A 13,568-nucleotide genomic window follows, 5' to 3' on the forward strand; every position below is an offset into this window, starting at 1 on the left:
AAAATGTTACCAATGCCCGAGAATCGAATACGCCTCTCAGATCAAGGAGCCCACCCCGTGCCCGAGTTCAAGAAAATCCTCATCGCCAACCGTGGCGAGATCGCCATTCGCATCATGCGCGCGGCCAATGAAATGGGCAAAAAGACGGTCGCTGTCTACGCCGAAGAAGACAAACTCGGCCTGCATCGTTTCAAGGCCGACGAGGCCTATCGCATCGGCGAGGGGCTCGGCCCCGTGGCGGCTTATCTGAGCATTGATGAAATTATCCGCGTCGCCAAACAATCCGGCGCCGATGCCATTCATCCGGGCTACGGCCTGCTCTCGGAAAACCCCGAATTGGTCGATGCCTGCGAAGCCAGCGGCATCACCTTCATCGGCCCCAAGGCCAGCACCATGCGCGCTCTGGGCGACAAAGCCAGCGCGCGGCGCGTGGCTGTCGAGGCGGGTGTGCCTGTCATCCCCGCTACCGAGGTTCTGGGCGATGATATGGACGCTATCATAGCCGAGGCCAAAGACGTCGGCTTCCCGCTGATGCTCAAAGCCTCGTGGGGCGGCGGCGGACGCGGAATGCGCCCCATCCTGAATGCGCAAGAACTGCCTGAAAAAGTGAAGGAAGGCCGCCGCGAGGCCGAAGCCGCCTTTGGCAACGGTGAGGGCTATCTCGAGAAAATGATCATCCGCGCCCGCCACGTCGAGGTGCAAATTCTGGGTGATACCCACGGCCAGATCTATCACCTCTGGGAGCGCGACTGCTCGGTCCAGCGCCGCAACCAGAAAGTGGTGGAGCGCGCACCCGCCCCCTACCTCACGCAGGAACAGCGCGAGGAAATCTGCGAGCTGGGTCGCAAAATCTGTGCACATGTGAACTATGAGTGCGCAGGCACCGTCGAGTTCCTCATGGATATGGACAGCGGCAAGTTCTACTTTATCGAAGTAAACCCGCGCGTGCAGGTCGAGCACACCGTGACCGAAGAAGTGACGGGTATCGACATCGTGCAAGCCCAGATCAAGATCGCCGAGGGCAAAACCCTGCAGGAGGCCACAGGCAAAGCTTCACAGAGCGATATTCACCTGAACGGCCACGCCCTGCAAACGCGGATCACCACAGAGGATCCGCAAAACAACTTCATCCCCGATTATGGCCGCCTGACGGCCTACCGTTCGGCCACGGGCATGGGCATCCGCCTTGACGGCGGCACCGCCTACGCAGGCGGCGTCATCACCCGCTACTATGACAGCCTGCTCGTCAAAGTCACCGCCCACGCCCAGACCCCCGAAGCCGCCATCGCCCGCATGGACCGCGCCCTGCGCGAATTCCGCATCCGTGGGGTCAGCACCAACATCGCTTTCGTCGAAAACCTGCTCAAGCACCCGACGTTCCTGAGCAATGAATACACCACCAAATTCATCGACGAGACACCGGAGCTTTTCGAGTTCGAGCAGCGCCGTGACCGTGGCACGAAAGTGCTCACCTATATCGCCGATATCACAGTCAACGGTCACCCCGAGACAACAGGCCGCGATAAGCCGCGTGCCGATATGAAAGACCCGCGCGCACCTGCACGCCATGTCGAGACACCTCCCAGCGGCACACGCAACCTGCTGGAAGAGCACGGCCCCAAAGCCGTCGCCGACTGGATGCTGGCGCAAAAGCAACTGCTTCTCACCGACACAACCATGCGCGATGGCCACCAGTCCCTCCTCGCCACCCGTATGCGCTCGATTGATATGATCAAGGTCGCGCCCGCCTATGCCGCCAACCTGCCACAGCTTTTCTCTGTCGAGTGTTGGGGCGGCGCAACCTTCGATGTTGCCTACCGCTTCCTGCAAGAATGCCCGTGGCAGCGCCTGCGCGATCTGCGCCGCGCCATGCCCAACCTGATGACCCAGATGCTGCTGCGCGCCTCCAACGGCGTGGGCTACACCAACTACCCCGACAATGTAGTGCAAAGCTTCGTCGCCCAGGCCGCCAAATCGGGCGTTGATGTCTTCCGCGTGTTTGACAGCCTCAACTGGGTTGAAAACATGCGCGTCGCCATGGACGCGGTGCAGGACAGCGGCAAACTCTGTGAAGGCACGATCTGCTACACAGGCGATATCCTCGATCCGGACCGCGCCAAATATGACCTCAAGTATTACGTCAACATGGCGAAAGAGCTGGAAGCCGCAGGCGCACACATCTTGGGCCTTAAGGATATGGCCGGCCTGCTCAAACCCGCCTCCGCCGAAATCCTCGTGAAGACTCTCAAAGAAGAAGTCGGCATTCCCGTGCACTTCCACACCCACGACACATCAGGCATCGCAGGCGCAACCATCCTCGCCGCCTCCAAAGCGGGCGTGGATGCCGTCGATGCTGCCATGGACGCCTTTTCTGGCGGCACATCGCAACCCTGCCTCGGCTCCATTGTTGAATCCCTGCGCCATACCGAGCGCGACACAGGCATAAGCCCCACTGCCGTGCGCGAAATCTCCGATTATTGGGAGCAGGTTCGCGCCCAGTATACTGCTTTCGAGAGCGGCCTCGCCGCCCCCGCCTCGGAGGTTTACCTGCACGAAATGCCGGGGGGCCAGTTCACCAATCTCAAGGCACAGGCCCGCTCCCTCGGGCTGGAGGAGCGCTGGCACGAAGTCGCCAAAACCTATGCCGATGTAAACCAGATGTTCGGTGATATCGTCAAAGTCACGCCAAGCTCCAAAGTCGTGGGCGATATGGCCCTGATGATGGTCTCACAAGGCCTCACCCGTGCCGATGTCGAGAACCCGGACAAAGACGTGGCCTTCCCCGATAGCGTCATCGACATGATGCGCGGCAACCTTGGCCAGCCTCCGGGCGGCTTCCCTGACGGGATTGTCAAGAAAGTGCTCAAAGGCGATGCCCCCGACACCTCCCGCCCGGGCGCGCACCTTGAACCTGTTGATATCGAAGCCACCCGCGCAAGCGTGGTGGAAGAGCTTGAAGGCCTCGCTATTGATGACGAAGATCTCAACGGCTACCTGATGTATCCCAAAGTCTTCATGGATTACATGGGCCGCCACAAATCATACGGCCCCGTTCGCACGCTGCCGACCAAAACGTTCTTCTACGGCATGGAACAAGGCGAAGAGATCACTGCCGAGATCGACCCGGGCAAAACCCTCGAAATCCGGCTCTCTGCCGTGGGCGAAACCACCGATGATGGCGAAGCCAAGGTATTTTTCGAACTCAACGGCCAGCCCCGCACCATCCGCGTGCCCAACCGCTTGGTCAAATCCCAAACCGCCCAGCGCCCCAAAGCCGAGCTCGGCAACCCCGATCACATCGGCGCGCCCATGCCGGGAGTTGTCGCCTCTGTCGCGGTCACCGTTGGCCAGACCGTCAAGGAAGGCGATATGCTCCTCACTATCGAGGCTATGAAAATGGAAACAGGCATCCACGCCGAGCGCGACGCCACAGTGAAGGCCGTGCATGTGCAGGCTGGTGGCCAGATTGACGCCAAAGACCTGATGATCGAACTGGAGTAAGCTTAAGGAGTGCGCTCCCGTCCCGCTTATTCTGTTCTAAAAGACCTGCGGCCCGCCCTGTCAAACAGGCGGGCCGTTTCTTTTGAAGCCCTATCGCCAGCCCCCCGTCCCTCCCTCGGAAAGCACCCGCAACGCCTGTGCACACAACTGCTGCTATGCGGGCTTTTCCGCCGTTGGTTCTCTACGGTGCCAATGTCCACTCGTGCAGTTGCGCGTTTCGAGTCAGAAAAACACGGATGCGCAAACAGCCGACACCCAAAGGCCCATACCGAAACTGAAATGTGCGAATAAGCTCTTAAGACGTGCGATGCTCGGGTTAGGCATGTTCCGAGCAAACAACCCCGCCCCCATACCCGGCTGAAGCACGAGAAAGGGGGCCAGCACCGTCAATGCACCAACCCCTAATGCAGGCAACAAACTGGGAGCTTCCAGCCAGCCGTCACCGACAAGAGCAAGAAAGCCGAGAGCAAACACAATGCCAATCAGATAATGTAAACTCCAACCGGTAACGCGTTCGAATGGAATAGATTGGCTCGCCGAAATCGGGTGATGTCTAAATTTCCCTCGGATCAGATGGCCAAACCAACGCCCGACCATGCCATAGTTGAGTGATTGTTGAGACAGAATGCGCTTCTGGGCAAGTGCGATCAAATCCATGAAAGCAGTCGCACCAACCCCAATGAAAGCAGCGTTCAGAAGAATGTGTGTCATCATAGCATAAGGCCCTCAAATCTTGTTGATATTTTGCAAGAGGGACACAACATACAACTTCAAGCCAACTTGAGGTCAACGTCTTGATAGATATTTCCGAACTCTCCCGCTTGAGCGGATTTTCAGCTTCAAAACTTCGCTACTATGAAGAAGTGGGCCTGATCCGTTCCGTAGGGCGGCGGGGCTTGAAGCGCCTTTATGAGAATGAAGTAAAGGCGCGAATTTCACTTATAGCTTTGGCTCAAACTGCGGGGTTTTCCCTGTTGGAGATTAAAGAAATGATTGGAACAGAAGGCACCCCGGACTTAAAGCGCAGTGCTTTGGAAGCAAAGGCAGACGCTATAGATGTGACGATTAGAGAATTGACCAGCTTACGGGATGGCCTTCGCCATGTCATGAACTGCACCGCACCCAGTCACTTAGAGTGCCCTCGGTTTCAGCGGATCATGCATGTCGCACTAACCAGGAAACGGCCTGGTGCGGCAAAACGTCGAAACAGACCAACAAACGGCTAAAGGACTTGCGGGCGACTTGCCCCGCGGTGGCGTTGCAAATGTGATCAGTGGTTGAGCCATGTAACCGGAACGCGCAGCATTGCGGACACTCGCGCATCATACTGCATTCTGGGCCCGCACCCGATATTTGTTGCAAAGCACCAGAAGCTCCGCCCTTCCGCCATCCGGGCCTGCGCGCCCCCCCTCGTTCCTAATTTTTCTTCACTGCGCCGTCCGCTCTGTTCACGTTCGGCCCGTTTTTCTTGTCTTCCTAAAACCCGTTTTGGCGGTGCACGGGGTGTGCACGCATGGTGCACGCATATCACCCCCCTGGAATCACTGGTTTTTGCAAATCTTAACGCCGCAGACGGCTGGCCGTTTTTCACGCTGAAATCCGTCCGAACCCTGCTGCTTTCCGGCCACCAAGAGGGGCTCCCCGACCTGTCTTCGGCCCGTCATTTGCATTTCTGAGAAATAATCGCAGCATTATGCACTTTTCCTCTTGCAGCCCCGCGCTTCATTTATTAGATCAGCGCTACCCAAGGAAGCGGGCGTAGCTCAGGGGTAGAGCATAACCTTGCCAAGGTTAGGGTCGGGCGTTCGAATCGCCTCGCCCGCTCCAATTTCTCTCTCGGGAGAAGACAGATAGGGTCGCCTTCGGGCGGCCCTTCGTCGTTTCAGAGGTGCTTCGCGCAGGGCTTTCACCAAACATTAAGAGACCTCCCATAATGTAACGGGATGCCTCGCTCGAAAATAAATCTGGAAATTTTAGAAAACTTTGAAGGTCAACGTGGTCAGTGAGCGTTCAATCCCGGCAATATCAAGCAATTGGTCATTGATAAACTTCCCGATGTCCTCACCCTTGGGCACATAGACTTTCAAAATCAGGTCCCACTCGCCGCTTGTCGAATAAAGTTCGGAGTGCAATTCCTTCAGCACAAGCTCCTCGGCCACCTTATACGTGGTTCCGGGCTTGCACCGCAGCTGAACAAACACACAATCCGACATGGCTCTCTCCTCGTTGACTTGCAGGGCGACACTGCCACGCTGGCGCAACAGGCGCAACGGCTCTTGTCGCTAAGGGCTTTTCCGCAGCGCAGAGGCCGCCTATAAGCACCCAAGAACAAAGGGAAAGCTCATGCGCAAAGCCACCGTCACCCGCACTACAAACGAAACCAGAATCACCGTCTCACTCACGCTTGACGGAACGGGCACATATGACAACCAAACAGGTGTCGGCTTTTTTGACCACATGCTCGACCAACTCGCGCGCCATGCCATGCTCGACATGACAGTGCGTTGCGAGGGCGATTTGCACATTGATGACCACCACAGCGTCGAAGATGTGGGCATCGCGATCGGACAGGCGCTTGCGCAAGCCGTGGGCGACAAGGCAGGTATAAACCGCTACGGCTCCTGCCTTTTGCCGATGGATGACGCCCTCGTGCGCGCCGCGCTCGACATTTCGGGCCGCCCCTTTCTGGTGTGGAATGTCGACATGCCCACAGCCAAAATCGGCACGTTTGATACCGAGCTCGTCCGCGAGTTCTTCCAGGCCTTCAGCACCCATGCGGGCCTTACCCTGCATGTCGATGCGCTCCACGGCTTCAACTCGCACCATATCGCCGAAGCGGCCTTTAAGGCCGTCGCCCGTGCACTACGTGTCGCGCTTGAGGCCGACCCGCGCGCCGCAGGAGCCATCCCCTCGACAAAAGGCACGCTCTAAATGCTCACGGCCATCGTAGATTACGACAGCGGCAATTTGCACTCTGCCCACAAAGCCTTCGAGCGCATGGCGCGCGAGGGCGCACATGGCGATATCATCGTCACCTCCGAGCCTGATACGGTTCTCAAAGCCGACCGTGTCGTGCTGCCGGGCGATGGCGCATTCCCGGCTTGCCGCAAATCCCTGTTTGATCACAAAGGCATTTTTGAAGCCGTTGAAGAAGTGGTCATCCGCCGCGCACGCCCCTTCATGGGCATCTGTATCGGCATGCAAATGCTCGCCACGCGCGGGCTGGAATATGAATCCACAGAAGGGTTTGACTGGATCGCAGGAGAAGTGCGCAAAATCACGCCCTCAAGCCCCGCGTGCCGCGTGCCGCACATGGGCTGGAACGCGCTCAAAATCGAGCATGATCACCCTGTTTTTGAAGGCATAGAACAAGGCAAGCACTGCTACTTCGTGCACTCTTACCACTTCGTCGTCGCAGCCCCCTCCCAGCGCCTTGCAAGCACCGACCACGGCGGCGACATCACAGCCGTTGTAGGCCGTGACAACCTTGTCGGAGTGCAGTTTCATCCCGAAAAAAGCCAAGAGACAGGGCTCAGGATGATCGCCAATTTTCTTGGTTGGAAGCCTTAATTACTTCGTCCGCGTCCACGTCTGCTTGCCACAAACCGCGCCAACGCAACCACTCAGTTTCATACGCGCGCCTTGAACCATCATCTTGCCCTCAAGCGTGCGGTTAAACTTCGGAATCAAAACACGCCCCTCATAGAAATCAGGTTTGGTTTCGATCATATCAAACAAAATACGCTTACCCACATTGGGTGTCACAACCGCACGGTTCTGCGCGTCATAGGCTTTGATAATCGTTCCGCAAAGCGTTTTGCCGCAAGGGGCCACGCTGACAATACCGGTCTGGCCCTTGTCGTCGGGTTCGGTCTGCCAAAGCCCCTTTGCACTGTTCGCCTGCACAGCCACAGGGGCGGCCAATGCAAATGCCACTGCCAGAAAAAGCGTGTGTCTCATCGCGTCGCTCCAGAATAGGGCCCAAAGCACAATGCTTTGGACCACAGATGCTGGATATACGGCGAAACACTTCAAACGGGTTGATTTTATTTACCCCCGTCTTGCTTCTTCGGCGCTTTTTGGCTTATTTGATTTTAGTCCACTTCTGGCTTGAACAAAGCAACCCGCCTGCAACACAGCCCTTAAGGGTCAGGTTGTTTCCGTTCACTTGCATTTTGCCGATGTAGATTTTGTCATTAGAAGGCCGCCAGACCTTGCCTTCATAGGCTCCGCCGCCTTTCGGCGTCATGCCACGAACAATCTGTTTGCCCTTGTTGGGCGAGTTGTATTCGCCGCTAGCATTGAAGGATTTGGCGATCGTGCCGCAAACATTCGCGCCACATTTGCTCATCTGAACATGAGCATACGACCCATCGTCAACTTCTGTCTTCCACATGCCAAGCGCGGGTTCGGCAACTACCGCTCCTGCCGCCCAAAAGCCCGCAACAGCCAAAATTAGTGTCTTCTTCATCATAAGTCCTCCCTTATCCAATAATCATGAGGCACTCTGGCGATTCCACGCAAGCCTGACTTGAGGTCACATTGCATTTCGCGCCCGCCCGTGCATAAAGCTTCCAACGCCAAATATGCAGGACAACCCGATGATCCTTTACCCCGCGATCGACCTAAAAGATGGCCGCGCCGTGCGCCTTGTGCATGGCGAAATGGAGCGCGAAACCGTATTCAACGAAAATCCCGCCGCACAAGCGATGGAGTTTGTTCAGGCTGGCTGCGAATGGCTACATCTGGTTGACCTTAACGGAGCCTTTGCAGGCGAGCCTGTCAATGACGCGCCCGTTGAGGAAATCCTCAAGCAATGCAAGGTCCCCGCCCAACTTGGCGGCGGCATCCGCGACATGGCCACCATCGAACGCTGGATCAGCCGAGGCCTCGCCCGCGTGATCCTAGGCACTGTGGCCGTCGAAAACCCCCAGCTCGTGCGCGACGCCGCCCGCGAATTCCCCGGCAAAGTCGCCGTCGGCATTGATGCCCGCAAAGGCATGGTCGCCACCAAAGGCTGGGCGGAAGAGACCAACGTCAACGCGACAGATCTCGCTAAATCCTTCGAAGACGCAGGTGTTGCAGCCATCATCTATACTGATATCAATCGAGATGGCGCTATGAAAGGCCCCAATGTTGCCGAGACAGCTGCCCTTGGCAATGCTGTCAGCATCCCCGTTATCGCTTCAGGTGGGGTCAGCTCACTCGCCGACCTGCAGGCACTTAAAACCTGCGGCGCTCCTTTGAATGGCGCGATATCCGGTCGTGCGCTCTATGACGGCGCGATAGACCTCAAAGAAGCCCTTACGCTTCTGAGATCCTGACGTGGGCGCAAAGAACAATGTCTTTTTTCATCGCCCCCAACCCTGCCGGTCCTGATCTTTGGTGCCCTCGCTTTGGCCTCGGCAGCCCTCGCAAGTAAGAGTCACCGTCACTTCAAGTGCTGGATGTCTTTAACGATCTTGAGCGCGCTGCTTAAACACGCCTGCAAAAACAAAGCGAATTGAACTGTCTTTCTCGGCTCTGTAGACAGTCCCTACGCTGCAATCAAAGGCTTCAACATGCTCAAAACCCGTATCATCCCCTGCCTCGATGTCGCCGACGGGCGTGTCGTCAAAGGCGTGAACTTCGTCGATCTCGTCGATGCGGGCGACCCTGTCGATGCCGCCAAGGCCTATGATGCTGCGGGGGCTGACGAGCTTTGCTTCCTCGACATTCATGCCACCCATGAAAACCGTGGCACAATGTTTGACATGGTCACCCGCACAGCCGAACAGTGCTATATCCCACTGACAGTTGGTGGTGGCGTGCGTACCGTGCAGGACGTGCGCGATCTCTTGCTCGCCGGCGCCGACAAAGTCAGCTTCAACTCCGCCGCCGTGGCCAACCCCGACGTCGTCGGCGAAGCCTCGGCACACTTTGGCAGCCAATGCATTGTTGTGGCGATTGACGCCAAGACAGTCAGCCCCGGAAAATGGGAGATTTTCACCCACGGGGGCCGCAAACCCACAGGTATAGACGCGGTCGAGTTTGCCAAACTCGTTACCAAAAACGGCGCCGGCGAAATCCTTCTCACCTCAATGGACCGTGACGGCACCAAAGCAGGCTACAATCTCCCGCTCACCCGCGCCATCGCCGATGCCGTCAGCGTGCCTGTGATAGCTTCAGGCGGCGTCGGGACACTTGAGCACCTTGTCGAAGGCGTCACCGAGGGGCACGCGAGCGCTGTGCTCGCCGCCTCAATCTTTCACTTCGGCACATATTCCATCCGCGAAGCCAAAGACTACATGCAGGCCGCGGGCATCCCCATGAGGATCGAATAATGACTCTGGAAGAACTGGAAACCATCATCGCCACCCGCGCCGCCGCCTCCCCCGAGGAAAGCTGGACTGCAAAGTTATTGGCACAGGGCCGCGATAAAGTCGCCGAAAAGCTTGGCGAAGAGGCAATCGAAACGGTAATCGAAGCCGTAAAAGGCAATAAAACGGGCCTCACATCCGAGGCGGCCGATCTGATCTTTCACCTGCTCGTCGTGCTTCACGCCAATGATGTGAAAGTCTCAGATGTAATGGCCGAGCTTGCCCGCCGCCAAAGCCAGTCAGGCCTCGCTGAAAAAGCTTCGCGCTAGAGCTTCGAGCTGATCACGCCGGTATTGAACCCGCCCCGGCGCAACTCACCAAAAAGGCGCTGGTATTCAATCTTCGGACAGCGGTTCATCACCACATCCACCCCGCGCGCACGAGCCAGTGCAGCGGCCTCTTCATGCACAACACCGATTTGCATCCAAATGCTCTGAAGCCTGGGCAACCGCTCCAAAGCCTCCTCAACGATCGGCAAAACATCCTCCGAACGGCGAAATATGTCGAGAAAATCAGTATCATCGGGTAGATCCGCAAGACCCGCCACATAAGGTGCGCCCATAAAGTCCTGCCCTACATAGGCGGGGTTCACCGGCAGTATCTCATATCCGCGCAGCTTGAGATACCGCCCGACAAAGTAGCTTGGCCGCGTCTCCTTGCTTGAAAGCCCGACAATGGCAACACGCTTGGCACGCTGCAAAACATCTTTCAGAAAACGGTCAGTGTAATTCTCAGACATGCTTTAGTCCTCCAGTGCCTTTGAGCCAAAAAAAAGCGCCCAAGTCAAACTTGAGCGCAGTTACGGAACGAGGGACAGTATTACGAAAGCAGGTGTTCCATCCTGCTTCTGGGATAGATGTAGGGACGAATCCGAACTTAAAAAGAGGATGTAAAAAACCTGTGAACAAGATGTTAAATCAGGCAGTTTTTTGCCGAGTGGCCGCATATAGTGAAACCGCAGCCGCATTGGATACATTGAGCGAACCGAAATCACCCATGAAGTCGATCCGTGCCAGCACATCGCATTGTTCTTTGGTTTTCTCCCGCAGGCCTGGCCCCTCTGCCCCGAGCACAAGCGCAACGGGACGGTCTTCAAAACTGGCGATTTCCGCCTCCAGTGTCGTGTCTGCTTCACCGTCGAGCCCGATCACGAAATATCCATAGCCCTTCAATTCTTCCATCACGCGGGCCAGATTGGTCACGCGCAGGTAAGGCTGGCGCTCTAGCGCTCCGCTGGCTGTCTTGGCCAAAGCTCCCGTTTCAGGCGCAGCGTGGCGCTTGGTGCCAATCACGGCGCGTGCGCCGAACACTTCGGCCGAACGCAGGATCGCGCCCACATTGTGAGGGTCTGAGACACGGTCCAAAAGTAAAACCCGCGCAGGCCGCTCATCTCCGCCGCTCACACAGGCATCGGCCACCGAGCCCCAATCAAGCGGCTTTACCTCCAGCGCAGCACCCTGATGCACAGAGTTAGGATCAAGCGGAGCAGCAAATTTGCGCGGGTCTGAAAGCTCGGGAGTAACCCCGCTCGCCGCAATCACATCCGCCAACTTGGCCTGGGCATTCAACGTCACAACAAGGCGCAATTTGACGCGCTTGGGGTTGGCCAGAGCATCGCGCACAGCATGCAGACCAAAGAGCCAGACCGTCTCGGCCGCCTCAAGTTTTTTACCGCGTTCTTTTTCAACAACCCACTTTGGCTTTTTCATCGTAAGACCCTGTTTTGACGCCGAGACCATATTTCTCTCACTTGCGCCGCTTATCATGCCAATTTGGTGTTGACGACCCCAAGCCAGCCAAGTAATCACCGCCCTCAGTGGGCGACAGGCCGCAAGGTGTGGCAGGGGACTGTAACTCCCTCGCGGAGACGCACGCCTGGTTCGATTCCAGGGTCGCCCACCATTTTACTCAACATGCTGTTTTTTATGGACGTGAGGTGCTACAATGCACCTCATACTGGCTATATTCGATACAAACAGACGTGATTTCGATACAATGAGTGACGAAGGCAAGATTCCCTACCTGAAGATCGACCGTGGTCGATACTTCTACCAGCGTCGCGTTCCTCAGAAGATGCAGGCCCATCTCGGCATTCGTCGGTGGCAGTTGCCATGCGGCGATGTCAGCTACTCCAAGGCGGTTCAGATGGTCGTGACTTGGGCTGAGGAGCATGACGAGCTTATTGCCAGCCTGCGCGACCCTGACAAGCTAAGGAAGGCTGGTGTGACCGCTGTCCGTGAGGCGAAGGCAAAACGTGCCGTTGCATTCGATGAATTTGACCTCCCCCGCTTCTATGAGATGACAGAGCGGCTTGAAGGGGAGAAACAGTATTTTCCAAAACATACCATTCCCCGCCCATGGCAAGCTGCTGCAAAGATGTTGCAAAGCGCCGAAGCAGCCTATGCGGGTCAACCCGATCAAGAAACTAACATCAACACAATCAATTTCTGGATTGAAGAAACGCGACGTGGCGACCCGCCGAACAGGATCAAAGAAGTTCCCAGATATCCGCAGTTGGTAAAGCACATCGAAACCTTGGACCCAAAACTCGTTCGAGATGCAAAGATCAGACTTATCGACCTGCCCCCACCAATGGCACCAGAACTGTATCTGGACTGGTTAGTAGAAGCCTACGATGTCGGGTTTGGACCAGATCGAGAGCCGCCAGTTGATGCTGATCAGAAAGATGAGCATGACTTCATCAAACGAAAGCTGGAGCGAAAGATTTCCGAGCTTTCCCCTGACCCGAATACCATCACCGCAGTCACCGAAAGATATTGTGATTTCAACTCGATCCGATCGGGCACACGTTCAAAGTATCGTCGCGAACTTGCCCGCCTTATTGAGATCACACGAGACGTGCCTATTGGGCACGTGCGCACAGAACACTTACGCCAGTTGCGAGACAAACTGATTGGTGAAATCAAACCTGCATCGATCCAAGCAGTCTTCACCCCGATCAAAGGCATCTTCAACTTCGCGTTCGACGAAGACCTGATCAACGTCAACCCAATGGCTGGTGTCAAACTCCCCCGTGACAAGCGGCCAATCGAAGAGCGGAAATGGAAACCATTCGAACCTGCCGAGATCAGACGCATATTGGATGCCGCAGAAGCCACATGGGGCAAGCCTGCGAAAGGTCTCACTGATGAACGCCGCAAAGCCATCCATATGGTGGTCCGTGTTCTCGCATTTTCGGGGATGCGGCCCGTCGAAGTCATTCGACTCACAGCAGATGATGTCGATGATAAGTTGATCAGGATCAAAGGAAGCAAAACGGAGAGTTCGACACGAGTCGTACCACTACATCCAGAGCTTGCGGGCCTCCACGATTGGATTGCCAATGGCGGCTTAACGACATTCCAAACAATCAAGACAGATAAAGTTGGTTCAGTGCGGCACAACTTTGCAAGACTGCTTCGTGAACAGATGCGAGACCCCATCAAAGACCCACAAAAGGCGCTTTACTCGCTACGTTCAACGTTCGTAAACGCGATGCGTCGCGCTGGTGCAGACATTCAGGTGCAACGGGCAATCCTCGGCCACAAGGAGGCTGGTGCAATCCGTCACTACGACGATGGCCCGGAATTTGATGTCAAACGACGCTGGGTCAATGCGACCGACCCAAGGGTTCTGTGAGATGAAATACATCTGCATGAGCGTGTGATATACCCTTAAAAATAAGGGCATTTGTAAAATTTCAGATGC

At 56.3% G+C, this 13,568-nt stretch carries 14 protein-coding genes and 2 tRNA genes; 10 read left to right on the forward strand and 6 right to left on the reverse strand.

What is annotated here, in order from left to right:
* The first annotated feature begins 57 nt into the window (after positions 1-57).
* Positions 58-3,501 (forward strand): pyruvate carboxylase, encoded by a 3,444-nt coding sequence (locus OE750_RS09445; protein ID WP_263763879.1) that lies wholly within the window; start codon positions 58-60, stop codon positions 3,499-3,501.
* A 222-nt stretch (positions 3,502-3,723) separates the two neighbouring features.
* On the opposite strand, the gene OE750_RS09450 is transcribed toward OE750_RS09445, so the two are convergent.
* The gene (locus OE750_RS09450) at positions 3,724-4,215 is read right to left on the reverse strand and encodes a DUF2938 domain-containing protein (protein WP_263763881.1); all 492 of its coding nucleotides are present in this window, start codon (positions 4,213-4,215) and stop codon (positions 3,724-3,726) included.
* A gap of 80 nt (positions 4,216-4,295) precedes the next feature.
* Between OE750_RS09450 and OE750_RS09455 the strand changes: the two genes are divergently transcribed.
* Positions 4,296-4,727: a helix-turn-helix domain-containing protein gene (locus tag OE750_RS09455; RefSeq protein ID WP_263763883.1), complete on the forward strand. Its 432-nt coding sequence runs from the start codon at positions 4,296-4,298 to the stop codon at positions 4,725-4,727.
* 526 nt (positions 4,728-5,253) lie between these two features.
* Positions 5,254-5,328: transfer RNA gene (locus tag OE750_RS09460), tRNA-Gly, on the forward strand.
* 146 nt (positions 5,329-5,474) lie between these two features.
* Here the strand turns inward: OE750_RS09460 and OE750_RS09465 are convergent.
* Positions 5,475-5,714: an Lrp/AsnC ligand binding domain-containing protein gene (locus OE750_RS09465; RefSeq protein WP_263763884.1), complete on the reverse strand. Its 240-nt coding sequence runs from the start codon at positions 5,712-5,714 to the stop codon at positions 5,475-5,477.
* A 130-nt stretch (positions 5,715-5,844) separates the two neighbouring features.
* On the opposite strand from OE750_RS09465, the gene hisB reads away from it, so the two are divergent.
* Both hisB and hisH read left to right on the forward strand, forming a co-directional pair.
* Complete coding sequence (gene hisB, locus OE750_RS09470) at positions 5,845-6,432, forward strand: imidazoleglycerol-phosphate dehydratase HisB (protein WP_263763886.1); 588 nt, start codon at positions 5,845-5,847, stop codon at positions 6,430-6,432.
* A complete protein-coding gene (hisH, locus tag OE750_RS09475) occupies positions 6,433-7,071 on the forward strand; it encodes an imidazole glycerol phosphate synthase subunit HisH (RefSeq protein ID WP_263763888.1) in 639 nt (212 codons plus the stop codon).
* Here hisH and OE750_RS09480 read toward each other — a convergent pair whose 3' ends face one another.
* Together OE750_RS09480 and OE750_RS09485 are read right to left on the reverse strand one after the other, a co-directional pair.
* Positions 7,072-7,461: a DUF2147 domain-containing protein gene (locus OE750_RS09480; protein WP_263763890.1), complete on the reverse strand. Its 390-nt coding sequence runs from the start codon at positions 7,459-7,461 to the stop codon at positions 7,072-7,074.
* A gap of 124 nt (positions 7,462-7,585) precedes the next feature.
* Positions 7,586-7,972 (reverse strand): DUF2147 domain-containing protein, encoded by a 387-nt coding sequence (locus OE750_RS09485; RefSeq protein ID WP_263763893.1) that lies wholly within the window; start codon positions 7,970-7,972, stop codon positions 7,586-7,588.
* Positions 7,973-8,102: 130 nt separating this feature from the next.
* On the opposite strand from OE750_RS09485, the gene hisA reads away from it, so the two are divergent.
* The 3 genes from hisA to OE750_RS09500 all read left to right on the forward strand — a co-directional run bounded on the left by hisA (position 8,103) and on the right by OE750_RS09500 (position 10,129).
* Positions 8,103-8,825 carry a 1-(5-phosphoribosyl)-5-[(5-phosphoribosylamino)methylideneamino]imidazole-4-carboxamide isomerase gene (gene hisA, locus OE750_RS09490; RefSeq protein ID WP_263763894.1) on the forward strand — a complete coding sequence of 241 codons (723 nt, stop codon included), beginning with the start codon at positions 8,103-8,105 and terminating at the stop codon, positions 8,823-8,825.
* A gap of 237 nt (positions 8,826-9,062) precedes the next feature.
* Positions 9,063-9,824 (forward strand): imidazole glycerol phosphate synthase subunit HisF, encoded by a 762-nt coding sequence (hisF, locus tag OE750_RS09495; RefSeq protein ID WP_263763896.1) that lies wholly within the window; start codon positions 9,063-9,065, stop codon positions 9,822-9,824.
* Positions 9,824-10,129: a phosphoribosyl-ATP diphosphatase gene (locus tag OE750_RS09500; protein ID WP_263763898.1), complete on the forward strand. Its 306-nt coding sequence runs from the start codon at positions 9,824-9,826 to the stop codon at positions 10,127-10,129. The genes hisF and OE750_RS09500 overlap by 1 nt, the downstream gene beginning before the upstream one ends.
* Here the strand turns inward: OE750_RS09500 and OE750_RS09505 are convergent.
* Positions 10,126-10,599 (reverse strand): CoA-binding protein, encoded by a 474-nt coding sequence (locus tag OE750_RS09505; protein WP_263763900.1) that lies wholly within the window; start codon positions 10,597-10,599, stop codon positions 10,126-10,128. The two genes, OE750_RS09500 and OE750_RS09505, sit on opposite strands and share 4 nt — an antisense overlap.
* 178 nt (positions 10,600-10,777) lie before the next feature.
* On the reverse strand, positions 10,778-11,569 hold the full coding sequence (rlmB, locus tag OE750_RS09510; RefSeq protein ID WP_263763902.1) for a 23S rRNA (guanosine(2251)-2'-O)-methyltransferase RlmB: 792 nt from the start codon (positions 11,567-11,569) through the stop codon (positions 10,778-10,780).
* A 109-nt stretch (positions 11,570-11,678) separates the two neighbouring features.
* Here rlmB and OE750_RS09515 point away from each other — a divergent pair.
* Both OE750_RS09515 and xerC read left to right on the forward strand, forming a co-directional pair.
* Positions 11,679-11,762: transfer RNA gene (locus tag OE750_RS09515), tRNA-Tyr, on the forward strand.
* 42 nt (positions 11,763-11,804) lie between these two features.
* Positions 11,805-13,499 carry a tyrosine recombinase XerC gene (gene xerC, locus OE750_RS09520; protein WP_263763904.1) on the forward strand — a complete coding sequence of 565 codons (1,695 nt, stop codon included), beginning with the start codon at positions 11,805-11,807 and terminating at the stop codon, positions 13,497-13,499.
* Positions 13,500-13,568 lie beyond the last annotated feature (69 nt).

This window comes from Lentibacter sp. XHP0401 (assembly GCF_025751535.1).
Taxonomy (GTDB): Bacteria; Pseudomonadota; Alphaproteobacteria; order Rhodobacterales; family Rhodobacteraceae; genus Lentibacter.

Coding starts and splice junctions, on each gene's coding strand:
- OE750_RS09450 (WP_263763881.1), bottom strand. CDS start 4,215: ATGATGACACACATTCTTCTGAACGCTGCTTTCATTGGGGTTGGTGCG.
- OE750_RS09465 (WP_263763884.1), bottom strand. CDS start 5,714: ATGTCGGATTGTGTGTTTGTTCAGCTGCGGTGCAAGCCCGGAACCACG.
- hisB (WP_263763886.1), top strand. CDS start 5,845: ATGCGCAAAGCCACCGTCACCCGCACTACAAACGAAACCAGAATCACC.
- hisH (WP_263763888.1), top strand. CDS start 6,433: ATGCTCACGGCCATCGTAGATTACGACAGCGGCAATTTGCACTCTGCC.
- OE750_RS09480 (WP_263763890.1), bottom strand. CDS start 7,461: ATGAGACACACGCTTTTTCTGGCAGTGGCATTTGCATTGGCCGCCCCT.
- OE750_RS09485 (WP_263763893.1), bottom strand. CDS start 7,972: ATGAAGAAGACACTAATTTTGGCTGTTGCGGGCTTTTGGGCGGCAGGA.
- hisA (WP_263763894.1), top strand. CDS start 8,103: ATGATCCTTTACCCCGCGATCGACCTAAAAGATGGCCGCGCCGTGCGC.
- hisF (WP_263763896.1), top strand. CDS start 9,063: ATGCTCAAAACCCGTATCATCCCCTGCCTCGATGTCGCCGACGGGCGT.
- OE750_RS09500 (WP_263763898.1), top strand. CDS start 9,824: ATGACTCTGGAAGAACTGGAAACCATCATCGCCACCCGCGCCGCCGCC.
- OE750_RS09505 (WP_263763900.1), bottom strand. CDS start 10,599: ATGTCTGAGAATTACACTGACCGTTTTCTGAAAGATGTTTTGCAGCGT.
- rlmB (WP_263763902.1), bottom strand. CDS start 11,569: ATGAAAAAGCCAAAGTGGGTTGTTGAAAAAGAACGCGGTAAAAAACTT.
- xerC (WP_263763904.1), top strand. CDS start 11,805: ATGCACCTCATACTGGCTATATTCGATACAAACAGACGTGATTTCGAT.